This is a genomic window from Pseudomonas sp. NPDC085632, assembly GCF_044541255.1.
In the GTDB taxonomy this organism is placed as follows: Bacteria; Pseudomonadota; Gammaproteobacteria; order Pseudomonadales; family Pseudomonadaceae; genus Aquipseudomonas.
On the sequence record NZ_JBITSX010000042.1, the window covers coordinates 32,899 to 55,495 of the forward strand.

General features: G+C 60.4%; 21 protein-coding genes and 1 pseudogene. All 22 read right to left on the reverse strand.

Features of this window, described 5'->3' with window-relative positions; all coding sequences use genetic code 11:
- Nucleotides 1-2: 2 nt before the first annotated feature.
- Nucleotides 3-2,057 (reverse strand): type VI secretion system tip protein VgrG, encoded by a 2,055-nt coding sequence (locus ACIF4X_RS22170; protein ID WP_397483742.1) that lies wholly within the window; start codon nucleotides 2,055-2,057, stop codon nucleotides 3-5.
- A gap of 28 nt (nucleotides 2,058-2,085) precedes the next feature.
- Complete coding sequence (locus ACIF4X_RS22175; RefSeq protein ID WP_397483743.1) at nucleotides 2,086-3,087, reverse strand: serine/threonine-protein kinase; 1,002 nt, start codon at nucleotides 3,085-3,087, stop codon at nucleotides 2,086-2,088.
- Nucleotides 3,084-3,812, reverse strand: a complete 729-nt coding sequence (locus ACIF4X_RS22180; protein WP_397483744.1) for a PP2C family protein-serine/threonine phosphatase — start codon at nucleotides 3,810-3,812, stop codon at nucleotides 3,084-3,086. Before ACIF4X_RS22180 ends, ACIF4X_RS22175 begins: the two co-directional genes overlap by 4 nt.
- Nucleotides 3,812-7,351, reverse strand: a complete 3,540-nt coding sequence (gene tssM / locus ACIF4X_RS22185) for a type VI secretion system membrane subunit TssM (protein ID WP_397483745.1) — start codon at nucleotides 7,349-7,351, stop codon at nucleotides 3,812-3,814. Before tssM ends, ACIF4X_RS22180 begins: the two co-directional genes overlap by 1 nt.
- 13 nt (nucleotides 7,352-7,364) lie before the next feature.
- Nucleotides 7,365-8,240: a type IVB secretion system protein IcmH/DotU gene (gene icmH, locus ACIF4X_RS22190; protein ID WP_016985783.1), complete on the reverse strand. Its 876-nt coding sequence runs from the start codon at nucleotides 8,238-8,240 to the stop codon at nucleotides 7,365-7,367.
- A 5-nt stretch (nucleotides 8,241-8,245) separates the two neighbouring features.
- Nucleotides 8,246-9,577, reverse strand: coding sequence for a type VI secretion system baseplate subunit TssK (tssK, locus tag ACIF4X_RS22195; RefSeq protein ID WP_007920300.1), 1,332 nt, complete (start codon nucleotides 9,575-9,577; stop codon nucleotides 8,246-8,248).
- Nucleotides 9,578-9,579: 2 nt separating this feature from the next.
- Nucleotides 9,580-10,080, reverse strand: a complete 501-nt coding sequence (tssJ, locus tag ACIF4X_RS22200; RefSeq protein ID WP_007920299.1) for a type VI secretion system lipoprotein TssJ — start codon at nucleotides 10,078-10,080, stop codon at nucleotides 9,580-9,582.
- 5 nt (nucleotides 10,081-10,085) lie between these two features.
- Entirely contained in the window at nucleotides 10,086-11,282 is a 1,197-nt protein-coding gene (tagH, locus tag ACIF4X_RS22205) for a type VI secretion system-associated FHA domain protein TagH (protein WP_397483746.1), read from the reverse strand.
- Nucleotides 11,283-11,300: 18 nt separating this feature from the next.
- Nucleotides 11,301-11,441, reverse strand: a complete 141-nt coding sequence (locus ACIF4X_RS22210; RefSeq protein ID WP_007920296.1) for a hypothetical protein — start codon at nucleotides 11,439-11,441, stop codon at nucleotides 11,301-11,303.
- Nucleotides 11,442-11,534: 93 nt separating this feature from the next.
- Nucleotides 11,535-13,055 (reverse strand): sigma-54 interaction domain-containing protein, encoded by a 1,521-nt coding sequence (locus ACIF4X_RS22215; RefSeq protein WP_397483747.1) that lies wholly within the window; start codon nucleotides 13,053-13,055, stop codon nucleotides 11,535-11,537.
- A gap of 10 nt (nucleotides 13,056-13,065) precedes the next feature.
- A complete protein-coding gene (gene tssH, locus ACIF4X_RS22220) occupies nucleotides 13,066-15,723 on the reverse strand; it encodes a type VI secretion system ATPase TssH (protein ID WP_397483748.1) in 2,658 nt (885 codons plus the stop codon).
- Nucleotides 15,724-15,734: 11 nt separating this feature from the next.
- Nucleotides 15,735-16,742, reverse strand: coding sequence for a type VI secretion system baseplate subunit TssG (gene tssG, locus ACIF4X_RS22225; protein WP_397483749.1), 1,008 nt, complete (start codon nucleotides 16,740-16,742; stop codon nucleotides 15,735-15,737).
- The gene (gene tssF, locus ACIF4X_RS22230) at nucleotides 16,706-18,493 is read right to left on the reverse strand and encodes a type VI secretion system baseplate subunit TssF (protein WP_122596749.1); all 1,788 of its coding nucleotides are present in this window, start codon (nucleotides 18,491-18,493) and stop codon (nucleotides 16,706-16,708) included. Before tssF ends, tssG begins: the two co-directional genes overlap by 37 nt.
- A gap of 27 nt (nucleotides 18,494-18,520) precedes the next feature.
- Entirely contained in the window at nucleotides 18,521-18,946 is a 426-nt protein-coding gene (locus tag ACIF4X_RS22235; RefSeq protein ID WP_397483750.1) for a hypothetical protein, read from the reverse strand.
- Nucleotides 18,939-19,355, reverse strand: coding sequence for a hypothetical protein (locus tag ACIF4X_RS22240; protein WP_150647521.1), 417 nt, complete (start codon nucleotides 19,353-19,355; stop codon nucleotides 18,939-18,941). The genes ACIF4X_RS22235 and ACIF4X_RS22240 overlap by 8 nt, the downstream gene beginning before the upstream one ends.
- Nucleotides 19,352-19,729 (reverse strand): hypothetical protein, encoded by a 378-nt coding sequence (locus ACIF4X_RS22245; RefSeq protein WP_397483751.1) that lies wholly within the window; start codon nucleotides 19,727-19,729, stop codon nucleotides 19,352-19,354. The genes ACIF4X_RS22240 and ACIF4X_RS22245 overlap by 4 nt, the downstream gene beginning before the upstream one ends.
- Nucleotides 19,730-19,752: 23 nt before the next feature.
- The gene (locus tag ACIF4X_RS22250) at nucleotides 19,753-20,160 is read right to left on the reverse strand and encodes a hypothetical protein (RefSeq protein WP_283438307.1); all 408 of its coding nucleotides are present in this window, start codon (nucleotides 20,158-20,160) and stop codon (nucleotides 19,753-19,755) included.
- A 22-nt stretch (nucleotides 20,161-20,182) separates the two neighbouring features.
- Nucleotides 20,183-20,527: a hypothetical protein gene (locus ACIF4X_RS22255; RefSeq protein ID WP_110718146.1), complete on the reverse strand. Its 345-nt coding sequence runs from the start codon at nucleotides 20,525-20,527 to the stop codon at nucleotides 20,183-20,185.
- Nucleotides 20,517-21,341, reverse strand: coding sequence for a hypothetical protein (locus ACIF4X_RS22260; protein WP_095119780.1), 825 nt, complete (start codon nucleotides 21,339-21,341; stop codon nucleotides 20,517-20,519). The genes ACIF4X_RS22255 and ACIF4X_RS22260 overlap by 11 nt, the downstream gene beginning before the upstream one ends.
- A gap of 14 nt (nucleotides 21,342-21,355) precedes the next feature.
- Nucleotides 21,356-21,856, reverse strand: coding sequence for a PAAR domain-containing protein (locus ACIF4X_RS22265; protein WP_397483752.1), 501 nt, complete (start codon nucleotides 21,854-21,856; stop codon nucleotides 21,356-21,358).
- A gap of 11 nt (nucleotides 21,857-21,867) precedes the next feature.
- A complete protein-coding gene (tssE, locus tag ACIF4X_RS22270) occupies nucleotides 21,868-22,275 on the reverse strand; it encodes a type VI secretion system baseplate subunit TssE (protein WP_007920274.1) in 408 nt (135 codons plus the stop codon).
- Between the two features lie 9 nt (nucleotides 22,276-22,284).
- A pseudogene (locus tag ACIF4X_RS22275) lies at nucleotides 22,285-22,597 on the reverse strand (hypothetical protein); the annotation flags it as partial.

Consider the following 22,597-nt stretch of genomic DNA (forward strand, 5'->3'; position numbering starts at 1 on the left):
TCTTACCCGGAAAAATTGAGCATGCGCTTCGGTTTGCGTTTGATCTTTTCCTCAGACGCATTCAACAACGCCTGATCCATCAAACTCCCCGCCTTATCCTTATCCGCCGCCCCCGGCAGCACCGGCGGTTTAATCCCGATCCCCGTGCCGGAGCCAGCCGAGCCGCCAGCATTGATCTTGATAACCGGCCCAACCACCGTAACCCCACCGCCATCGAGCTTGATAAAGCTCCCACCCCCAAGAATGGTCAGCTCTGTCCCGGCCTCAATAACGATCTTGTCCCCAGCCTTGAGGTGTATCTCTTTCCCCACGCTGGTCAGTTGCGCAGTCCCCAGCTTCACATGCTGGTTCTGCCCAATCGTCAGGTGATCATCCAGCTTCGCTTCAACCTTGCGGTCAGAGATCGTGGTGCGATGTTCTTCGGCCTTGAGCTCGGTGTAGGTGTTCTTAACCACCGTGTCGTGACGTTCATTCCCGACCCGAATCTTCTGGTCATGCTCAACGTTCTCATCCCAATCACGCTGCGCATGAATGTAGATCTGCTCCGCACCTTTCTTGTCTTCAATGCGCAGTTCGTTGTAGCCACCGCCACCCGGTGAGCTAAGCGTTTTGAACACGCTGCGAGTCTTGTTCGCCGGCAAGGCGTACGGCACCGGGTTTTCCTTGTGGTACAGGCAGCCGGTCACCAGCGGTTGGTCGGGGTCGCCTTCGAGGAAGGTGACGAGGACTTCCATGCCGATGCGCGGGATGCTGATCGCACCGTAGCGGTCGCCGGCCCAGGAGCTGGAGACGCGCAGCCAGCAGCTGGTTTTGTCGTCGGCCTGGCCTTCGCGGTCCCAGTGGAACTGGACTTTGATGCGGCCGTATGGGTCGCAGTGGATTTCTTCGCCTTTGGGGCCGGTGACCATGGCGGTCTGACTGCCGAGAACGCGTGGTTTCGGGTGTTCGAGGGCCGGGCGGTAGAACACGTCCCACGGGGTGGCAAGGAAAGTGTTGCGGTAGCCTTGGTGGAAGTCGTCCTTGTTGTCGGTGGTGTCGCTGGTCACGCCTTCTTCGAGGACTTGCGGCTGTTTGCCTTCGTGGAAGAGCTCGGTGAGCAGCCACAGGTCGTTCCACTCGGTGCGCGGGTGGTCGGACATTTCCATGAAGTGGCCGCTGACCAGTTTGGTCTGGTCGCCGCGACCTTCGGCCTGGCGGTAGTCGGCGCGGTGGCGTTCGAGGGCGCGCTGGCTGAGGAACTTGCCGCGCGCGCGATCGATAAAGCGGCCCGGGTAGTCGTAGTCTTCGAGATCCGGCTCGGCGTCTTTGTTATCGAGAGCGCCTTCGGGTTTGTACGCGGCTTCCATTTGCAGGCGTGGTTTTTCGAAGTCGTAGTCGCGGCGAGTGGTGCGGCTGGTGCGAGTTTCCAGGCGCAGTTTGAAGCCTTTGATCACCGGCTCTTCGGCGACCATGCCGCTGCCCTGCACGTAAGCGGTTGGCTGGCCGAGTTTCTGGAACACGGTCTGGTCGTCGCCGAACACCAGCAGGTGGCCTTTGTCGCTGTGCTGGAAGTGGTAGTGAATGCCTTCCTCTTCGCACAGGCGCTGGACGAAGTGCAGGTCGGTTTCGTCGTATTGCACGCAGTAGTCACGATCCGGGCAGGGCTGGCTGAGCTGGAAGTTGTAAGCGTTGCCCTTGATGCCGTGTTCTTCGAGGATCAGCGCGATGATTTTCGGCGCCGACATCTGCTGGTAGATGCGCTGGTTAGTGCGGTGATGCAGGTATTGCAGTTGCGGCACCATCGACACTTTGTAGCGGGTCAGGCGCTTGCCGGCATCGCCTTGGGCGACGCGGTAGATCTGGCCGTGGATGCCCGAGCCTTGTGGATCGAACGCCAGGAACGCCTGCTTGTGCAGCAGTTGTTCGAGGTCCAGATCAGGGTTTTCGCTGACCAGTTCGAGGTCGAAACGAAACGGCTGGCTGATGCCTTCGGTGCCGGTGAACGACAGCACTTGCAGGTCGCCGACGTAGTCTTCCACTTTGAGGCTGAAGTGGGTTTCGTTAGCTGGGTTGAACATAAAGTGCTCCCTGTTCGAATGTCATCCGTTACGCCCGAAGTCGCAGACGTTGCAGCCAGGACGAAGTGGCGCCCAAGGCGTCACGCAATTGTTGGGCAGTGATGCTGCGTTCTGCCGGGTCGAAGCTCAGCGCGATTCGCAGCGCTGGCCAGCCGTGTTTGGGTAGATTCGCTGGTGCTTGCAGTTCGCGCTCCAGGTGCTCGTCGCGGGCCTGGGTCGAGGGCAAGCGGCGGAACGGGTGTTTGCCGCCCGCCAGTTCGTAGATCACGCAGGCCACGCCGTACACGTCCGCGCTGGCCGACAACGGTTGGCCCTCAAGCAGTTCGGGGGCGGCGTAGCCCGGGGTCCAGGCGTTGAAGCGTTCGCGGCTCAGGTGCGGCAGGCCGGGCATCACGCCCTCCTCTGCCTGACCGAGGCCGAAGTCAAAGAGGCGCAAACCGTCTTCGCTGAGCATGACGTTGCTCGGTTTCATGTCACCGTGCAGCACGCCGCGACCGTGGGCGTAGGCCAGCGTGTCGAGCAGCGGCAGGACGATGTCGCGCAGCTCTTGCCACGGCAGGCCGAGGGGCCGCTCGCAGAGCAATTTGTCCAGGGTCAGGCCACGCATGTATTCCATGGTGATGAAGGCCCGCTGGCAGTCGGTGTCGACTTCAAAGGTGTGCGCACGCACGACATTGTCGTGGCGCAGGCGTCGGGTCAGGGCGAACTCGCTGTAGAGCAAGGCACTGGCGTCCGGCGATTCGGCAAATTCTTCGCTGAGGATTTTCAGCGCAATGTAAGGGTCGGGATCACCGAACTGTTCGTGCAGCAGATCCCGCGCCCGGTAAACGGCGCCCATGCCACCGGCCCCGAGCAGACGCTCGAGGTGGTAGCGACCGGCGAGTACATCCGGCAGTGCACCGATGCTGGCCTTGGTCGGCGCCAGCAAAGGCTCTGCTTTGTTCTCCTTGGCGAAGGCGAAGTAGGTCAGGTTGTTGGCCTGTTCTTCGCTCATCAGCAAGTCATCGACTGAGGATTCGATTTCAGTCATTGGCGGATCACCACGGCTGTCAGGTTGTCGCGCGCGGCGCCACGCAGGGCGCCGTCGAACAAACGTTCCAGCGCCACGTGCGGCGCGCTGAGGCTGAGGGCGGTGCCGAGGGCATCGCTGCTCAGGCCCTGATACAAACCATCGCTGCAGAGCAAAAACGCATCCCCCGGATAGACTTCGAGTTCCAGCACATCCAGGGTCAGTGTTTCGGCAGCGCCGACGGCTCGGGTCAAGGCTTGAGCCGCCGGATGCGCCGCCGCTTGTTCGACGCTCATTTGTTGCTCGTCGATCAGTTGCTGCTGCAGCGAATGGTCCTTGGACAGCTGATACAGCCGCTGTCCACGCCACATGTAACAACGGCTGTCGCCGGCCCAGATGCAGGCCGCGCGATTGCCTTCCACCAGCAGCGCCACGACGGTGCTGCCCATGATGCTGTCGTGACGTCCGGCGGTGACAGTCAACTCCTGCCCTAAACGCCGGTTCAACCAGTGCAGGCACTGGCGGATGGCTTTGAGGCGTTCGTCGAAGTCCTCGTGTTGCGGCAGTTCAGCCAGGCTGGCGACGATCAACTGGCTGGCGATGTCGCCACCCTGATGACCGCCCATGCCGTCCGCGACCACCCACAGCCCCTGCTGTGGCGAGTCGAGGAAAGCATCTTCGTTGCGCGCCCGCACCTTGCCCGGGTCGGTACGCGCCGCGCTGCGCCAGGCACTGGCCACCAGCATCAGAGCTGCACCGGCATACGGAAGGTGCGCAGCACGCCCATGTCGAACGGGTTCGGCGTGCGCTGGCTGGTCAGCAAGTAGTTGGCGCGCAGGCCACCTACATCGGCTTTCAGCACCAGCACGTCGCGGCCGCTCAGGTACTCGGTCTGCATCAGGTCGAACAGGCGAAACAGCGACCATGGGCCGGAGTTCTTCTCGATGCCGATCGGGCGCCCGGCCATTTTGTCCATCACCAGGCTGGTGCGACCGTCTTCAGCATCGGTCGGCCACTTGAACGACATTGGCAGGATCGGACCGTGGCGGTACTCCATGGTCTTGTCGCCGAACTTGAACTCGGAACGGCTGACCGCCGGATCGAGGGTGTACGGCTCCAGTTTGAACTGCACAGTCGGCTCGGCCGGGTTGATCGAGAAGAAGCTCTGACGAATCGTCAGCGCTGCGGCCATCTGGTCCAGATACATTTTCGACACCGGCAGGCTGTGGCCGTCGACGCTGCGCATGCGGTAGTTGCCCGGATCGCCGCTGACGAACGGACGCATGTAGCTGTCGAAGAAGCGGTCGACGGTACCTTGAGCCCGGAAGAACTCGCGGAAATCGCTGATCGCCACGTCGCTGGTGCTGCTGGCGCTGAACGGATAACGCTTGCTGATGGTTTTGCCATACACGCTGTACAGCTCGTTCTGATAACGGCCGTTCAGGTACTGGTAAGCATCGTTAAGCACCAGACGCCACGAATCTTCGGCCAGCACGTTGAACCACACGCTGAGCGGACGCGGCAGACGGCTGGACGCATTGCGCAGGTTGGTCAGCGCATCACGCTGGCCGCTCATGCGGGTTTTCGCCATTTCGAACGCGGCTTGTTCCGGCGTGCTGGAACGGGCCAGACCGGCCAGTTGCAGTTGCAGGTCGTTGAGCGCGCTCAGTGCAGGCGTCAGGTCCGCCGCCGGACCGTTGTTGTCATCGAGCAAACGATGCAGCGGTTCGAAGCGGCGTTGCAGCGACTTCTTCGCGGTGTCTGGCAGGGTTTTCGCCACGTTCAGGGCCGAAGCCTTGTCCGCCACGGCAGACGCCAGTTTGCCGACTTTACCCAGTTTGCCCTTCTGCCCAGCCAATGCATCGGCAGCGTCGCCAGCTTCTTCGACAGGATCAGCGGCGGCCTGGAAGCGCGTGTTCTCGCGCACTTCGGTGAGCAATGCCAGTACCGGCGAGTTGGCCGAGGTCAGGCCCGCCAGTTGCTCGGCGCCTTCGCCGGCGTCGCTGATCGGCGGCAGGGCAACCTGGCCAACGGCTTCGCTCCAGTAGTTGGCGTAGTCGCGGAAGTACAGCTGCTCCAGCTCGACCATCAGGCGACGCAGGTCCATGTCGCTGATGCCGGCGCCTTCGCCCAGTACCCAGTTATCACGCAGGATGTCGGTGACCAGCGCCGAACCCTGTACCGAGAAATACTGCTGATAACCGGTTTGCGTGTAGAAACCCGGGATCACGTATTCGGTGCCGATAAACAGCGAGCCTTGCGGACCGAGGTGTTGGCTGAAGCGATAGTCCGGCAGGTTGCGCGCCTGCTCGCGGAGCATGCGGTAAACCACCGTGGCCAACGATTCGCTGCGCAAGACCTGACGCGCCTGAGTGACCAGTTGGTCGTTCAGCGGGTAGATAAACGGCTGCTTCAGCAAACGCTCAAGGTGCGCATTCAGACCGTTCTGCACCGCGGTATTACCGGTGTAGCGCGTCGACCAGTCAGTGCCGACCCAGTCCTTGAGCCATGCGGCGTCGCGACGGTCTTTCATGTTCAGCATCAGGTACGCGCGCAGGCTGTTGAGCAGGCGGTCGCGGTCCTTCATGTTGGCGCGGATCTGCCCTTCGAGCATCGTTGCAACCCGTGGCAGCAGCTGCTTTTCAAGCTCGCGCTCGTAAGCCTCTTTGACCACTGGATTGACGTCTTCGCCCTGATACAGGCCACCGCGTTCGTGATACGAAACGTCGCCCTTCTTCGGGAACACCTGCGTCGCGGCGTAGCTGCTGTCGAGGGTTTTCAGCACGCCCATGGCGTCATCACGCGGCGACAATGCCGTGCGTTGCTGCGACCAGTTCTGCGCCAGATTGCGCAGGTTTTCCAGACGCTCATAGTTGGCCGAGAAACCGCCCGCCCAGAGCATGCCGAACAACGCCAGTGCAGCCAGTGCGCCAACGTAAAGCGCACGTTGGCCCCAATGAATGCGGCTGCGCTCGCGCTTGTCCAGACCGGCCAGATCGGATTCCGGGAAAATCACTTGGCTGAACAAGTGGTGGATAAACCGCGAACGACCACTGCGCAGGGTCGGCAGCACACCGGCATTCAAGCCGAGGCTGGCACCGATGCCGGCGGTGGTCGAGTCCATCTCTTGAGTCAGGTGCGGTGCGCTGGTCAGGTAGAAACCGCGCAGTTGCGTGGCACGCTGATAACGGTTGCCGGTGAACGCCATGTCGACGAACAGGCACAGGCGCTCGCCGATCTGCCCCAGTTGATGCGGGAAGTCGAGGATGCGGCCACGGCGCTGGGTATCGCGCTCGGAGTGCATGCGCATGATCACTTGGCTGTTGAGGCGCCGCAGCAGTTCTTCGAACTCGTTGCGCAGCACAGCGACGTCGGTGCCGACCTGATCCTTGCGGAAACTGGTGCCGAGCACCTGATCGCTTTCTTCGCGGGTCAGTTGATCGAAGAACTCGTCGAAGCCGAGCAACTTGTCAGCCTTGCTCAGGACCAGATACACCGGCACGTCGACGTGCAGTTTCTGATGCACGTCTTGCAGACGGCCGCGAATCTGGCGCGCGAGGGTGTCGATGTCCTGCTCACTGCCACCGAACAGGGTTTCCACCGGAATGGTCACCAGCACGCCGTTCAACGGACGACCGCGACGGCGCTTGCGCAGCAGCTCCAGCAATGTCGTCCAGGCACCGCCGTCGACTTCCACATCCGGTTGCGTGGTGTAACGCCCGGCGGTGTCGATCAACACACCGTGGTCGGCAAAGTACCAGTCGCAATGACGGGTGCCGAGGGTGTCGCGGGTCAGCTTGCGGTCGATCTTGTTGATCGGGAATTCCAGACCGGAGAAGTCCAGCAGGCTGGTTTTGCCCGAGGCCTGCGGACCGATCAGCAGGTACCACGGCAAGTCACTGCGCCAGCGCTCGCTGCGGCCGCGATACAGGCTCGACGTCTTCAGGGTTTTCAGCGCGTCTTTGAAGCGCGCCTTCAACTCCTTCTGTTCTTCGTCGATCAGCTCTTCGCGGCGAATACGGTCCTGGCCGTCCTCGCTTTCTTCCTCGGCTTTCTTGCGAATACCCGAGCGCCAGCTGACGAAGACCATGGTCAGGCCCCAGATCAGGAACAGCACGGCGATGGTCAGCAGGCGAGCGGTCGAGCTCTCCCAGAACTTGTAGTCATCAACCGCCAACAACGGGCCGACGAACCACACCAGCAGCGCCACAAACAGCACCAGCAGCAAGGTCCAGACCCAGGTCTGGCGCAGGAAGGCGCCGACTTTCTTGAAAAACTTTTTCATCACACGTCCCTGTTTACGGCTGCGACTGCGGTTGCACCGCGGCCGGATCAAGCGGCTGATAAGGTTGCAGAACGGTGTCGCGCTGCTCGCCCAAGACCCAGGCGAAGCCCGAATACATCACCACCAGACAGACGAAAGTGAACAACACCACCATCCACGCCGGCACGATGCGCACCAGGTTGCGACGCTGATCGTTCAAGCCTTCCCAGTGTGGCGACAACTCGCGCGGCACGTCGCCACGCAACTGACGGATCTGCCGATACAGAGCATCGCGGATGCCTTCAAGCTCGAGCATGCCGCGTGCCTGGACGCGGTACTTGCCCTCGAAACCGAGGGACAGGCACAGGTACATCAGCTCGAGCATTGGCAAGTGCTTGACCGGGTTTTTCGACAGTCGATCGAGCAACTGGAAGAACTTCTCGCCACCAAAGGTTTCGTTGTGGAAGCTGCTCAGCAGGCTCATTTGCGACCATTCGCTTTCGTTGCCCCACGGCGTGGTCACGACGGCTTCGTCGACCACGGTGCAGAGCACGTAACGCGCGGCCATCACCTGGCTGCTTTCGGCGCCGTTGTGCAGGGCACGTACTTCAAACAGTTTCAGCCCGGCAGTCAGACGCTCGTTGAGTGCGTACAAGTCTTCGCGGGTTTCGCTGTGCTTGAGGCGCACCACTTCCGAGAGCAGCTCGGACGAGGCCGCGACCAGCGAATTGAGGCTGATGTTGAACGCTTCCGCCGGGCGCAGGCGCGCGGCGTAGATCATGCGTTCTTCCAGTTGCTCGAAACGCGGCGGCGCGGCGAAGTCGGTCAGCGGACTCGATGCCGGTCCGTGGCCTTGACGATCGAGCAGGACGGTTTTGTCGTCCTGGTTGTAATCCGTTTCCTTGATCATGTCGGTCAGTTCCTGATGGCCCAGAATTTCAGTTCAAGCTCGGCGAATTCGCCGGACACGTGGAACGCGAAACCGCCGGAGCGCTCGAGTTGTGCCAGGTCTTCGGAACTGAGTTCGAGGATGAAATAGGTTTTGTTCGAATGGAACGCGATCTGCCGCGGGGCCACCGGCAACGGTTTGACCTTGATCCCCGGCAAGTGCAGGTTGACCAGTTGGCGGATGCGCTCCACCGGGCCGACCTTGAGGTGCGCCGGCAAGCGATGGCGCAGTTCTTCGGAGTCGCAGTTGGCACTGGCTGCCAGCACGAACGACGCCGAGCCAAGCAGTTTGTGGTCGTGCAACGGCGAGACGATGATGCCGTACTGACGCGCTTGCAGGATCAGTTCGATGGCGTGCTGTTCGAGCACCATCGACAGCACCTGACGAATCGCTTCCATCAGTTTGCGGAAGCTGCCGCCCTGGTCAGCGTGGGAGTAGCGGCTGTCCAGACGCGGGCGTTTGCTCTCGCCGGAGAAGGTCGCCAGATCGCCGAGCATGGTCAGCAACGTGCGGTACAACTCTTCCGGGTGCACTTGCTCCAGGCCGAGGTAGTGGCGCAGCAGCAATTCGGTACGGTTGATCAGTTGCAGCATCATGAAGTCGCCGACCTCAGCACCGCCAACCTTGCCGTTCGAGCGAATCCGCTCGGCAATCGTGTCGCCACGGTGGTTGAGCATGCTGATGACTTCTTTCAGGCACGACAGCAGGTAGCTGGAGGCGTGGGCCTGAATGTAGGTCGGTACGAAATCCGGATCGAGGCTGATCACGCCGTCGGGGGTGGTGTCGAGCACGTCGCAGATTTTCAGCTTCACGTAGGCCTGATCGCTCTGCTGCTCGCCGAGCAACAGTTTGAAGTCCGGGCGACCGCAGCTGACCTGGCTGGCGGAATCGTCGCCGGCGTTGGAGTCGGCCACTTCGGCGTCGTACGCGGTGTAACGCGCAAGCACGTCGGATTGCTCCGGACGGCGCGACTCGATGTGGTTACCGGTGACCAGCGGCAGCGCCAGGTAGATCGGCGTGTTACCAGTGTTCGGCGGCACGTCCAGCGCCAGCGGCTCAGTGTTGCCACCAAGTTCGAACAGGCTGCCGTCCGGCAGAATCCCCGAGGCTTCACTGATCACCAGTTTGCCCATGTTGAGGAACTGCAGGTCGATCTCCAGATTGAGGAAACCCCAGGTATAGCCACCCAGCAATTGGGTGCGGGTTTTCATCTGGTGATCGTAATAACGATCGTTGTGCTGGAAGTGCTGCGGACGCAGCAGCATGCCTTCCTGCCAAATGACTTTATGGGTATTCATGATCAGTCATCCGCCTTGGCGAGCACTTGATTGGTGTTGCGGATGCCGGTCTGGTCCAGAGTCAGATCGACTTCAGTGACCTCCAGCGGAGTGATCTGAACGGTGTGGCGCCATTGGGTGTCGGGCAAGTCGCGGTAAGCGGCGAGAACGCCTACATAAAGACTGCCCTCTTCCACCTTGAGCTTCATTTCCACGGTTTCACCCGGGCGCAGCTCAAGTTCTTCGCTGGCCACCAGATCCGGGTTGAGGGACTCCTTGGCGCGTTCGTAAAGGCTGAAGAAATCAGCGTTTTCGAAGGTCACCGGGTGCTTGAGTTCGAACAGGCGCACGACGATCGGCGACGGCCGACCGTTGAGGTCCGGGTTGAGCTGATCGCTGCCGGTCAGCTTCAGGTTGATCTTGGTCACTTTCGAGTACGGCGACAGCGACGAGCAACCGGCGAGCAGCACCAGCACGGTGAGCGCAGTCAGCGTCTTGAAAAAAGCGGTCGAGCGGCGAGACATGCGCATCATCCTTGGTGGTCGGTGTGGAGGGTGGAGATCAGGCGAATCTGTTCTTCGTAGGCCTGGGCAAAGTCGCGGGCCAGCAGACGCTCGCTCCAGTCATCGTCCTGACGCAGCGCCTGGTGATAACGGCCGAACGCTCTCCAGCGTCCGCCCGAGGTCGCGATCAACGGCTTGTTGTCGCGCTCGAAACGCAGGGTCAGTTGCTCTGGCGAGAAGTGCTCCAGCGTGCCGCGCACGGCGGCGCGACTGGCGGTCAGCAGTGCCACTTGATGCGCCTGCAGATCGCGGAACGCGCGGGAAATGGCTTGCTCGGCCGGCAGATGCCCGGGCTTGCTTGGCTGCAACAGAATCTGCAGGGCTTCGCTCGGATCGACGGCGAATTTCAGCGGGTTCTTGTTGGTGCCTTGCACGGTGGTCTGGGCCAGACGCAGTTCGTTTTTCAGCTCGGAACGGGTGCGCAGGCTCTGCTGCAAACCGCCGATGCTTTGGCGCAGCAAGCGCGCAGCGTTCAGTGCCAGCGCTTCGCGCTCGTCGTGGCTGAGGCCTTTGACGTGGACACCCAGCGCCGCACCGAAGTGCTCCCAGAAACCTTCGCTTTGACGCTCAACGGCTTTCGGTGCCGGAGCGGGCTCAGGTTCGGCAGGCGCGGCGATCAGCTCCGGCACCATCAGGCTTTCCATGTCGATGCGCGCGTAGTCGGCACGCTGACGGGAATCCTCAGGCTTGGTGTTCGGCGCCAGCAGTTCGTCGATTTCCGAATACACACGCTCTTGCTGTTCGAGAGCATTGAGCGGGTCGAGATCGAGGAACGCGTCGTCCGGGATGATGCTGCCGGCAGCGCGCGGGCGACCTACTTCACCGTCGAAGGTTGCCGGGTCGCGCACCAGGCGCGCGCGAATCTCGAAGTCACCCAGCACGTAGGTGCTGCCGTGCTCGATGCGCACTGGTTCGCCTTTGTGCAGACGCGCACCGCTCTCGCCGTCCTGGACACCGTTGCTGCTGGTGTCAGTCAGGAAGAACGTACCCTCGCGGTAGCTGACAATCGCGTGGTGATTGGACAGGTGACGCTTGCGGTCAGGGATGATCCAGTCGCAGTCCTCGCCCCGCCCGATCACGCCGCCAGCCTGTTTGAAGGTCTTCTGGCACAACTCGGTGGGCACGAACTGCTTGGTGTTCAGCATTTCGAAAACCAATTCCATGTTTGATGCTCCTTGCGGTCACTTGCCGCGATTGACCGCTTGCGGATCACCCAACGGGCGATAGTCGTTGTCGTTGAATTTGTAGTTGCCGCTACAGCCGCCAAGGCCGCATAGAACGACGAGGGTCAGCAGGACAGCTTGCCAGTGACGAACAGACATCAGAGGGTCTCCAGGTGTAGACAAAGCACAAAGCGCCGACCCTTGCGGGCGGCGCTGAAATGGGGTTTTGCGGGAAAATCGATGACCTTTTGCCTACCCATCGAAATCTCCCAGATTAATGTTCAGCCGGCCGAGCCGATACAGCAGCGTGCGTCGCGGCAGACCCAGTTCGCGGGCGGCGAGGGTCTGGTTACCGTCGTTCTTGCGCAAACAATCGAGCAATAAAGTGCGCTCTACCTGCTCGAGGCGTTCGCGCAAATTCAAGTGGCTGTTGTCTTCCGGCATCGGTTCCATGCGCAGGGAGAAATGCTCGGCGAGCAACTCGCCGCCTTCGCACAACAGCACCGCACGTTCGACCAAGGCCTTGAGTTCACGCACGTTGCCGGGAAAGTTGTAGCCGGACAGGTGTTCCAGCGCCGCACTCGACCAGCGCACCGGATCGCGTTGCAAATACGTGCAGGTCTTCTCGGCGAAGTGCTGGGCCAGTTCGAGGATGTCGCCTTCGCGCTGACGCAGTGCCGGCAGCTCGATCGGGAATTGCGCGAGACGGTAATACAAGTCCTCGCGGAATTTGCCTTCGCTGACCAGCGTCGATAGATCGCGGTGCGTCGCGGCGATGATGCGTACATCGATCTTGTGGGTGTCGTTGGAACCCAGCGGACGAATCTCGCCTTCCTGCAACACGCGCAAGATCTTCGCTTGCAACGACAGCGGCATGTCGCCGATCTCGTCGAGCAACAGCGTGCCGCCATTGGCCGCATCGAACAGGCCGGCGCGGTCGCGATCGGCCCCGGTGAAGGCGCCTTTGCGATAGCCGAACAGTTCGCTTTCCAGCAGATTTTCCGGAACCGCCGCGCAGTTCTGCACGATGAACGCCTGCGACCGACGCGGGCCGCAATCATGAATCGCTCGTGCAACGACTTCCTTACCGGTGCCGGTTTCACCGCGCAACAACACGGTGTACGGGCTGTGCAGGACTTTGCTGATCAGCGAATGGGTCTGACGCATCGCCGCGCTTTTACCGATCAAGCCATAGCCGCTGATGCTCGGCACGCTGCGCGCCACCGTTGCCGATTCCGCCAGCGGCTGACGCAGGCGTTGCAACAAATGCAACTGGCCGAGCACGAACGAGCCGAGCTGGCCGAGGGAATCGGCGAAGCCTTGCAGGTGGGTACGACGACGGCTGGCGCACAGCAGCAAACCTTCAACAGCTTTGTGCTGATTGACCAGTGGTACGCACAACAACGACTGCCACGGCGAGGTTGCCGCCGGCAGAAAACTGGTTTCGTGCAGGCTGCCGCTCAAGTCGTCGAGGCACACCACGCGGTTCTGACACAGGGCGAATTGCAGCAGTTGTTCACCGTTGTAGTCCGCCGGCAGGCTCGCCGCTTCGCGCGGTTGCAGGGCACCGTCGAGGCATTCGGCGTTCATCCCCAGGCAGGTGTGGGTGGCGTCGAGCAGATACAGTTGCGTCAGTTCGCAACCGCTCAACTCGGCCAACCCACGCACGAAGTCACCCAGCAACGCAGCACCGTCCGCCGCCCGCGACAGACTGGCGAACTGCGCCAGCAACGCTTCGGCATAGACCAGTGGCTGCGGCACCTGAGTGAACATCACACCCACCTCAGGCGAACTCGCACGTCACGCTGGCTTCACCGTCGAGCGTGGCATGTACACGCTTGAGGCTTTCACCGGTGGCCATAGCGTCGAGCAAACGATCCGCCACCAGCGGCAGCACGTGCTGATCGAGCAGATGGTCGATCAGGCGCGCGCCGCTGTCGCTTTGCGTGCAACGCTCGGACAGGTGATCGACAAGGTTCTGGCACCAGCTGAAATCCAGCTGACGACGATTCAGGCGCTCGCCGAGACGACCGAGTTTGATCTCGATCAGCTCGCGCAGTACCGGGCCGCCGACCGGGTAGTACGGCACGACTTTCATCCGCGCCAGCAGCGCCGGTTTGAAGTGTTTGCTGAGCACCGGGCGAATGGTTTCTTCGAGGACTTCGGCGGTCGGCCGTGCGCCGTTCTCGCAGAGGTCGCTGATGCGGTCGCTGCCAAGGTTCGAGGTCATCAGGATCAACGTGTTGCGGAAGTCGATCTCACGACCTTCGCCGTCGTTGGCCACGCCTTTGTCGAAGATTTGGTAGAACAGGTTGAGCACGTCCGGGTCAGCCTTCTCGACTTCATCGAGCAGCACCACCGAGTAAGGTTTCTGCCGCACGGCTTCGGTGAGCATGCCGCCCTCGCCGTAACCGACGTAGCCTGGCGGTGCACCGATCAGACGGGAAACGGTGTGCTTCTCCTGAAATTCGGACATGTTGATGGTGGTGATGAAACGGTCGCCGCCGTACAGCAAGTCAGCGAGGGCCAGTGCGGTTTCGGTTTTACCGACGCCGCTCGGGCCGACCAGCAGGAACACGCCGACCGGTGCGTCAGGTTTATTCAGGCCGGCAGCAGTGGCGCGCATCGAGCGATCCAGTGCGTGCACGGCTTGTTCCTGACCACGGATGCGCGTGCGCAGGTCGGTGGCGAAACTGGCGACTTTGGCGTTGTGCTCACGGGCCAATTGCGCCAATGGCACACCGGTCCAGGCGCTGATCACTTCGGCAACCAGACGCGGGCACACTTCGAAGCTCACAAGACGCTCTTTGACCTGTGCGGCGGTCAGGGCACTGTGGGTTTCGTTGAGTTGGGCTTCCAGCGCTTCGACGCTTTGGCCTTCTTCAACTTCAGCGGCGACGGTTTCGATCACGGTGCCTTCAGCGTCTTCTTCAACGTTGACGGTCGGCTCGACGGCGGCGGCTTCGCGAGCCTTGGCCAGTTGCTGACGCAGTTCCAGCAGGCGTTCGGCCAGTTGCTTCTGCTCAGTCCACAGGGTTTCCAGAGCAACCATTTCAGTTTCGGCTTCGTCCAGACGCGCTTCCAATGCATCCAGCGCCTCGTGGTCGATCAGCAGACCGGCTTCGGCATCGCGGCGCAGGGCCTGACGCTGACGGCCACCTTCAGCCAGTTCGCCACGCAAGCGCTCGAGGCTTTCCGGGGCGGCGGCGAGGCTGATGCGTACGCGGGCGCAAGCGGTGTCGAGCACATCGACGGCTTTGTCCGGCAGTTGCCGACCGGCCAGATAACGTGCGGACAGTTCAGCCGCCGAGACCACCGCGTCATCACGCAGATAGATGCCGTGGCTCTTCTCGTAAACCTGGGCCAGACCACGGAGGATGGTCACCGCTTCGCTGACGGTCGGTTCGTGCAGTTGCACCGGTTGGAAACGACGGGCCAGTGCCGGGTCTTTCTCGAAGTATTTCTTGTACTCGGCCCACGTGGTGGCGGCGATGGTGCGCAGTTCGCCACGGGCCAGCGCCGGCTTCAGCAGGTTGGCCGCGTCAGAACCGCCGGCATTGCCGCCCGCGCCGATCAGGGTGTGGGCTTCGTCAATGAACAGAATGATCGGTTTCGGCGAGGCTTTGACTTCGTCGATCACGCCTTTAAGGCGACGCTCGAATTCACCTTTGACGCTGGCGCCGGCCTGCAACAGGCCCATGTCCAGCGACAGCAGTTCAACGCCCTTGAGCACTTGCGGCACTTCACCGGCAGCGATACGCGAGGCCAGACCTTCGACGATGGCGGTCTTGCCGACACCGGCCTCACCGACCACGATCGGGTTGTTCTTGCGGCGACGAGCAAGGATGTCGACCATCTGCCGGATCGCGCCGTCACGGCACAGCACTGGGTCGAGTTTGCCGTCACGGGCCTGTTGGGTCAGGTTGTGGGTGAAGCGCTGCAACAGCGATTCGCCCTGAGCGGCCGGTTTGCCATTGGCCGCCGGTTGCTCTTTTTGCGACAGGGCAAATTCCTTCAGGCGATCAATGTTCAACTTGGCGAGCAGCGGCTGATAACGGCTGCCGGCGTAGCGCATCGGGTTGCGCAGCAAGGCGAGGATCAGCGCCGCGTCTTCGACCTGGGTCTGGCCCAGTTCGAGGTTGGCCACCAGCAGCGCATCTTGCAGCCATTGCACCAGTTCCGGGGCGAACACAGGGTTGCGCGAAGCGCTGTGTTCGACGCGCGATTGCAGCGCGGCGCTGAGTTCACCGGCGTCAACATCTGCATCCTGCAGTGCGCGCGACAACAAGCCATTCGGGCGCTCGAGCAGGCCGAGCATCAGATCTTCGACGAGGATCTTGCTGCCGCCACGGGCCACGCAACGCTCGGCGGAACGTTCCAGATCACGGCGGGTTTCGGCGTCCAGCGCCTGGATGAGTTGTTGCAGGTCTACGTTGATCATGGCTCACGTCCTTAATGAATTTTGCTGCCCAGGGTCACCACGCCGTCCGCTTTCTCGCGGCCCAGCCAACTGGTCCAACCGAGGCGACAGGCGTTCTGCTCACCGATGCGCAGTTCGCGGATTTCTTCCTGGCGCAACACCAGGCGGATGTCGTAATCGAGCGGGTCACGCAGGGTGAACCGCACCAACGCGCAGAGCGGCTGGTAACCGAAACCGATCGGCAGGAATTCATGGAATCGCTGCCAGTCGAGTTCGGTGATGTGAATGCGGAATTTGCCGCTGCGGTCGCGCACGTGCTCGCCGAGTACGAGGTCTTCACCGAGCAGGCTGTTGGCGCGGCCCAAACGATTGCGCTGCTCTTCGAGGATCTCGACGCGACGCTCGATGCACTGCTCGATGACCAGGTCTTCGTGCTTGAAGTAGTAACGCAGCACGGCTTCGATCAACGCTGCCGAGTGCGCCCGCAAGCTAAGCAAGCCGAGGTACGGCAGCAAGCGCTTCCAGTTGAGTTCCTTGGCCTTGCGGATCTCGTCGCCGCCCAAGCCGATCAGCGCAAACAGCTGCGACGAGAACGGATCGAGCGCGCCGCTCTGGAAGCTCGCGCGGTAGCGATACTTGCGCCAGATCGGCAGCATCAGCCGTTGCAGGCGATGGTGGAACAGGTCGAGGAAGTTGCGCGTCGGGTTGCCGTCTTCGCTATCGCCCAAGGCCTGTTCGCCGTAGAACGCCGGCAACGGCGAACCCGAGCCGACCAGGCCGATCAGGTTGAAACGCATGCGCGCGCGCATCTGCCCGTGTTCTTCGAAGAACTCGACGCGATCGACATCGCTGCGCGGAAAGCCCAGGCTCGGGTTGGCCTGAAACTCCACGTGGTCGTACAGATCGTCTTCGCTCAGGTGCGGGTGTGCCTCGCGCAGCCGGTCGATCACCAGCAGCACGGCCTGAAACAGCGAGTACTCGCGTATTACCTTGGTCAGCCCGCTTAAAGCAGGGGCTGCAGGCCCATACGTGGTGTCCATTGGTACACCTCTCCCTGTGTGCTTTTTACGCGCAGCTCATGGAATGAATTGAGACTGGCGTAAAGCGCGAAAAACTCGTTAAGAACCGAAGCGAAAACGAACAGGTCGCCTTCGCCGATGTACCCTTCCGGGTCGATGGTCAGCTCGGTGCGCAAACCGCGCACCGGCAGGCCACGGTGCAAGCGGTCGACGTGGTGATGCTTGATGTGCTTGAGGCCGCCGAGCAGGCGCTTGCTGACCTTCTCCGCGTGCTGGTCGTAGTAGCGCGGCAAGTCGTAGGTTTCGAGAATCACCTTCAACGCATTGACGTCGGCCAGCGACAGATAGTTAAGCGACATGTTGCTGATCAGCTTCCACAGGAAGTCACGGTTCAGCGGTGGCGCGAAACTCGACGTGGCCGGGGTGATGTTGCGGAAACTGAGGAACTCCGGCGTCTCTTCGCAGGCCATGCAGATGTCGCCAAGCTTGAGCTTGCGCGGCAGGTTCTGGTTGGTGCAGATCAGCTCGATCGACAAGGTTTCGTGAGCTTCGGTGTGGCGAATGCCGAAACTCAGGTAGGTGTCGAGACCATCGTGCAACAGCGAAGAACGCTGGCGAATGCTGTAGTGCGGACGGCTGTTGGGCACGTCGAAACTCGGGTCGTGTTCGAAGGATTCGAACGGCACGTATTCCTGATAACCGAGGCCACCCGGCTTCCAGCCGGTCACGGTTTCCACTGAAAACACACCGCAGTTTTCCAGATCGTATTCCGCCGGCAGCAACAGGTATTCGTCCTGCTTGCCGTCGAGGCGGATCGGCAATGCATCGTGGGCGAACAGGTTGGCAATCGGCGTGCAGAACAGCTTCACGTTGTCCAGGGTCGGCCGCATGCGCATGATGCCGCTCTTGCGAATATCGAAGCGCAATTCCAGGCCGCGCATCTGCTTGAGGGTGTCTTCCGGCAGCGCGTTGATGATGTCCAGGCCGTTGACGTCGACGAACAGGAACTTGTCCTGGAAGGCGAAGTATTCCTGCAGGTAGCGATAGCCCCGGAAGGTGTTCAGCGGATACGGGATCAACGCTTCTTCTTCGGCAAAGCCCACCGGTTTGACCCGATCACCCGGGATCTTGAAGGCCATCGGCTTGCCGCTGACGCCATCAATCGGTTTGCCGGCGCCGTCGAGCGGGATCAGTTCGATGCCTTCGAGGTTGCGCAGCAGGCTCAGGTAAAGCATCTGGCTGATGTAGCGCTCGCCAGCAAAGTGCAGGCGCAGTTTGCTCAGTTCCAGCTCGCCGAGGTGGCCGTCGGCGCTCATTTCCAGGCGCAGGCTGAGCAGCGAGCCGTCGCCCTTCACCGAGTAGTTCAGCGCGGCCAGATCCAGCGGCAAGACTTCGGTCGGGTAGCAAGTACGGAAGCGGCAACGCACGTCTTCGATCGGCTTGCTTTCAATCGGCGTATCACGCTCGACGCGCAACGCCGGCCCGGATCGCTTGAGCGGATCGAACTGCAAAATGCTGAACGCCGGCAGCGGGCGCATGTAATTCGGCCACAGCAATTGCATCAACGAATGGCTGAGTTCCGGCAGCTCGTCATCGAGCTTCTGGCGCAGACGCCCAGTCAGAAACGCAAAGCCTTCGAGCAACCGCTCCACGTCCGGATCCCGCCCGGCCTGGCCCAGATACGGTGCCAGCGCCGGACTACGCTCGGCGAAACGGCGACCGAGTTGGCGCAGTGCGGTGAGTTCGCTTTGGTAGTAGTGGTTAAAGGACACGGGTTACCTGCCTGGTAGTGGAACTCATCAAAAAAATATCCTGTAGAGCGCGACTGTCACGCCGGCACAGACGTAACCGCCAATCAGGAGAAACGGCACAATCGAGATCCAGCCGTACGCCATGTAGGCATCACTGAGCTGACCGACGACCAGACTGAGCAAGCCATACAGCATCCATGGCACGGCATAGAACGGGATGAACTTCACCGGCGCCCACCAAACCATCCGCAATGCCTGCTGCTCGTTGCGGATTTGCGCCGATCGGGACATCCACAGCGAGAAACCCAGAAGCCCGGGAATTCCCCACCACAACAGGTACTGCCAATAAATCCCGGTCGACTCGGATGTTAAATACTCGCCATTCCACAGGTCATAGGAACTGATCGCCAACACCGCCAGCAGTGGCCACCACAAGGCCACCATGAAGAAGCTCAGTTGCGCACGACTAAGCATGAGCAGGGCTCGCAGGCGACGTCTGCCGCATCAGCGCAAGTCTTTCCCAACGCAGTTCAATCACCTGCGTTAGCAGAATCGCCAACAACGTGACTCCGCCTTGGGCCACGGTGTAGAACAGCGCACGTAGCGGGTTGTTCGGCACCATCATGAACAGAATCCAGGCAACCATCAGTGCGAGCAGACCGAGCTTGGCCCACAGGTTCGGGATGATCGCGGCCAGCGCGTTTATGCCAAAAAATATGTAGATGAACATGTAGTGGGCGATGCCAATCGCCACGCCACGGGTGGTGAATCCGCCGTTGAAGGCCTTGTAGGCCACCACCACTGCGTTATTCAGAAACACGTAGGCCACGCATCCCGCCGCGTGAATCGCCAGACAGAGTGCAAGACGCGCGTAGATATTCATCGCTGCGCCACTCCCTGTTTTTTCGGCGTGATCGCCATCGCCGAATACACATAGAGTTCAACGCCGTCGTAGCCGCCGATGGCGGCAGCGCTCAACGGATAGCTGTCCCGTGTGCCGTATCGAACCCAGCCCTCAGTCCACATTCCGCCACTCTCGTGGCGAATCTCGACGTAGTAGTCCGGCGCCTCGTTCCTGGTAACTTCAACGAATACACCGCCATCCTCGGCGCCCACCCACAACGCGTTGGGATGAGCGAACAGCTTTGGTTTGGTCGAGCTTTCCATTCGCAACAGCAGCGCGAAGCCGACCAGAATCGTCAGCAAACCGACCGAGCAGAGGAAAGCGGCCAGGCATTGCCTCGCTCTTGATTTCACTGAGCCGTTCCCGCTAAAAAACTTCATGGGCAGAAAGAACCATCAGTAATGACCCATGAACGAACAGCTTTTTGTTCAGTTCTTTCGGTGCTTGCGACAGCCTTTCGCAACGTCTGCGCGTCGATGGTTTTGGTCGCCGTCGGGCTCTTGATCGACAGGCTGTACTGGTCGCTGATCTGACCGGCTACGTCCTCGCCGAACGATCTGTAGTTGGCGATAGTTCTGCGCTGATTTGGATCCAACACCAAGCGGCGGGCTTTATCGTCATAGTTGGAGTCATGCACCACGGACAATTCCAGAGGCACGCCACAGGTGTTCAGCAGGAAAACATTATTGCTGTAGACCTGCTGAGCGGCGTAGGTAGTCACTGGGATGAAAAACGTGAAAAACACTGCCCACCCCGACATCGAAATCATCCTTAACTGTTTCATGAGCAGATCGATGCCTCGCTGATCATTTCTTCGTACCTTGTTTCGCACTGCACCATGTTTTGAAATTCAGGCGATCAAACCCCTGACAAACATTTGCTTTGGAAATAAAAATGTAAGGCGCAGCCGCGTCATAAGAAAAATAATAATAATTTTCCCCATCCTGACCGTAGATCCAATAGGAAGACGACCCTTGATTTATCTCATAAGGTTCAAAGGCGAGGATTGAGGATTCCGCAGGAATAAAATTAACGCCGTCCATTAACAGCATCAGCGAATTGGAGAAAATATTTGTCCACACGACAACCCCCACAGCCAAAATGCCGGCAGCAAGCGCAAGAGTGGTAGACGTCGAGAGTTTACCTTTCATAAAAATACAACCACGCCGTACCTGCTTTCGCTGCGTCTAACAACGTCATAGCATCGGTTGAATACTTTTCGGCAAGCGGCCCCGAACCGTTGTAGGAAGCAATCACCTTTTTCAGCTGGTCGGCGGTCAGCGCTCCGGAGTGACAGCGAGTCCCGGTAGCCCGGTCAACCAGTTCACGTAGATGGCCGGCGCAATAGTAGAGGTCTGCCTTCCAATCATCGCCCGGGATTCGCGTGTCCTGGTTCCAGCCAAAAATCCGGTACTGAACGTCTTCGGGCAAAGGTTTCTTGCAGTAATAGTTCTCTGTGTATTGAACGGACTTCTGCAATGTTGCCCTACTCATATTGGCAAAGCCGCTGGAGCCACCGGCCAACTTGTCCGGGACGGCATCGAAAGCCAAGTTGTCAACAATTGCCAGCAGAGTAGTCAGCGACCGTTCGCCGAATTGCATGGTTTGAAGAAATTTACTGCCCTTAGGTCCATTCTCCTGCTGCAGAATAACCGCCAGCAAAATATGCGGGACGCCATAATATTCAGCCGCCTGCTTTATCCAGACACGAATTTCTGTATCAGAGAAACTTGCCTTGAGCATTTCTTTGGTTTTTGGCACGTACCACATAATTTGCAACGGAGAAGGCAGCTCGCCGGTATAGCTCGGGATGCTGTCGTAGCCAGCCAGCGTTGTGACTTCTTTTCCGTTACAGCGGCAAACCTGCAACTCTACCGGCGCAACCTCAGAGGTTTTTGTGCTCGCGGCCGCGCCAGCTGGCACATATTCCTGCCCGTCCTTATTGATTTTTTCAGCCTCGGCCATGAATGAGTACTCCCTCAGCTCTCAATAAAAACTTCGATTTTTTCGGAAGCTGTGTGGGCCTTCACGCGATGAGTCAGGCCCAACTCATTGGTGATTCCACTTTCGAGAGAACCATCCGCTCGACGAAGTAGGTATTTAGTATCCGCAAGCGGATTGCCCAGACCGTTTTTCAGCAGGAACTGAGCATCGAAGCCCGGAATGATCAAAGGCACTGGCGGCACAAACGCCACAGGCGAATGCGAATTCCCGATAATCACCGTGCCAGAACCGGCGGTGACCTTGTTCCCATGCGAACCCACCGAACCGACCGTTGCAGCAGGTTTGCCGTTAATCAAAACCGTGGTCGCCAGATCGCCGACCATCGCACCACCACACGCCGAGGCATCGCCTTGGCGGGCGGCCGCGAGGCCATCGAAGAATACGTCGCCGGAACCGGCGGCGATCGGGTTGGTACCGTGGCCTGGAAGTGGGCAAGCGGTGGGGTCGGATACGCGTGCTGCGGGTTTGCCAGACATCGGGGTTCTCCTTAGGTGACCTTCACTTGCCCGCTGCCATCCAGGCGCGCGGAAAAACTGACCTGACGCTTGAACCCTTCAACTTCCAGCAGGCCTTCGATGCTGAAGGCCAGGCGCAGTTGATCGTGGTCACGCGGCAGGGAAATGACACGCACGTTGCTCAGGCGCGGCTCGTAGGCTTCGATGAAGTTTTCGATGGCCAGACGGGCCTGACTCAGGGAGTCGTGCAGGCTCAGACGCATGTCATTGAGATCGGGCAACCCGTAGTCGGCCAGCGTTTGCACGCTGCCGGCCCGGGTGCTGAGCATTTTGGCCAGATGGGCAGCCACTGACGCCATGGCACAAGCCTCAAGGCTGTTGCCCTTGCGTAGTTGCGCGTCGCCGTTGAGGCGTTCGAACAGGCTGCCGTATCCGTCCATGAGTCGCTCTTACTCTTTGTCCAGCTTGCCAACCAGCGACAGGGTGAAATCGGCACCCATGTACTTGAAGTGCGGACGCACGTTCAAGCTCACGCGGTACCAGCCCGGCTCGCCTTCAACGTCGCTGACGATCACTTGCGCAGCGCGCAGCGGACGACGGCCACGGACTTCGGCGCTCGGGTTTTCCTGGTCGGCAACGTACTGACGGATCCACTTGTTCAGTTCCAGCTCGAAGTCTTGCGGATTGACGTACAGGCGCTCGTTTTCCACACCCAGCGGCAACAGCTTGAGGGCATCGCGCATGACGTGTTCGCTCTGGCTG

Excerpts from the sequence above, each read along its gene's own strand:
- tssJ (WP_007920299.1), bottom strand. The coding sequence starts at position 10,080 with ATGTCTCGCCGCTCGACCGCTTTTTTCAAGACGCTGACTGCGCTCACC.
- ACIF4X_RS22175 (WP_397483743.1), bottom strand. The coding sequence starts at position 3,087 with ATGACTGAAATCGAATCCTCAGTCGATGACTTGCTGATGAGCGAAGAA.
- tssK (WP_007920300.1), bottom strand. The coding sequence starts at position 9,577 with ATGAATACCCATAAAGTCATTTGGCAGGAAGGCATGCTGCTGCGTCCG.
- ACIF4X_RS22180 (WP_397483744.1), bottom strand. The coding sequence starts at position 3,812 with ATGCTGGTGGCCAGTGCCTGGCGCAGCGCGGCGCGTACCGACCCGGGC.
- ACIF4X_RS22210 (WP_007920296.1), bottom strand. The coding sequence starts at position 11,441 with ATGTCTGTTCGTCACTGGCAAGCTGTCCTGCTGACCCTCGTCGTTCTA.
- ACIF4X_RS22240 (WP_150647521.1), bottom strand. The coding sequence starts at position 19,355 with ATGAATATCTACGCGCGTCTTGCACTCTGTCTGGCGATTCACGCGGCG.
- ACIF4X_RS22215 (WP_397483747.1), bottom strand. The coding sequence starts at position 13,055 with ATGTTCACTCAGGTGCCGCAGCCACTGGTCTATGCCGAAGCGTTGCTG.
- icmH (WP_016985783.1), bottom strand. The coding sequence starts at position 8,240 with ATGATCAAGGAAACGGATTACAACCAGGACGACAAAACCGTCCTGCTC.
- ACIF4X_RS22265 (WP_397483752.1), bottom strand. The coding sequence starts at position 21,856 with ATGTCTGGCAAACCCGCAGCACGCGTATCCGACCCCACCGCTTGCCCA.
- ACIF4X_RS22255 (WP_110718146.1), bottom strand. The coding sequence starts at position 20,527 with ATGAAAGGTAAACTCTCGACGTCTACCACTCTTGCGCTTGCTGCCGGC.
- tssE (WP_007920274.1), bottom strand. The coding sequence starts at position 22,275 with ATGGACGGATACGGCAGCCTGTTCGAACGCCTCAACGGCGACGCGCAA.
- ACIF4X_RS22235 (WP_397483750.1), bottom strand. The coding sequence starts at position 18,946 with ATGCTTAGTCGTGCGCAACTGAGCTTCTTCATGGTGGCCTTGTGGTGG.
- tssH (WP_397483748.1), bottom strand. The coding sequence starts at position 15,723 with ATGATCAACGTAGACCTGCAACAACTCATCCAGGCGCTGGACGCCGAA.
- tagH (WP_397483746.1), bottom strand. The coding sequence starts at position 11,282 with ATGGAATTGGTTTTCGAAATGCTGAACACCAAGCAGTTCGTGCCCACC.
- tssG (WP_397483749.1), bottom strand. The coding sequence starts at position 16,742 with ATGGACACCACGTATGGGCCTGCAGCCCCTGCTTTAAGCGGGCTGACC.
- ACIF4X_RS22170 (WP_397483742.1), bottom strand. The coding sequence starts at position 2,057 with ATGTTCAACCCAGCTAACGAAACCCACTTCAGCCTCAAAGTGGAAGAC.
- tssM (WP_397483745.1), bottom strand. The coding sequence starts at position 7,351 with ATGAAAAAGTTTTTCAAGAAAGTCGGCGCCTTCCTGCGCCAGACCTGG.
- ACIF4X_RS22250 (WP_283438307.1), bottom strand. The coding sequence starts at position 20,160 with ATGAAACAGTTAAGGATGATTTCGATGTCGGGGTGGGCAGTGTTTTTC.
- ACIF4X_RS22260 (WP_095119780.1), bottom strand. The coding sequence starts at position 21,341 with ATGGCCGAGGCTGAAAAAATCAATAAGGACGGGCAGGAATATGTGCCA.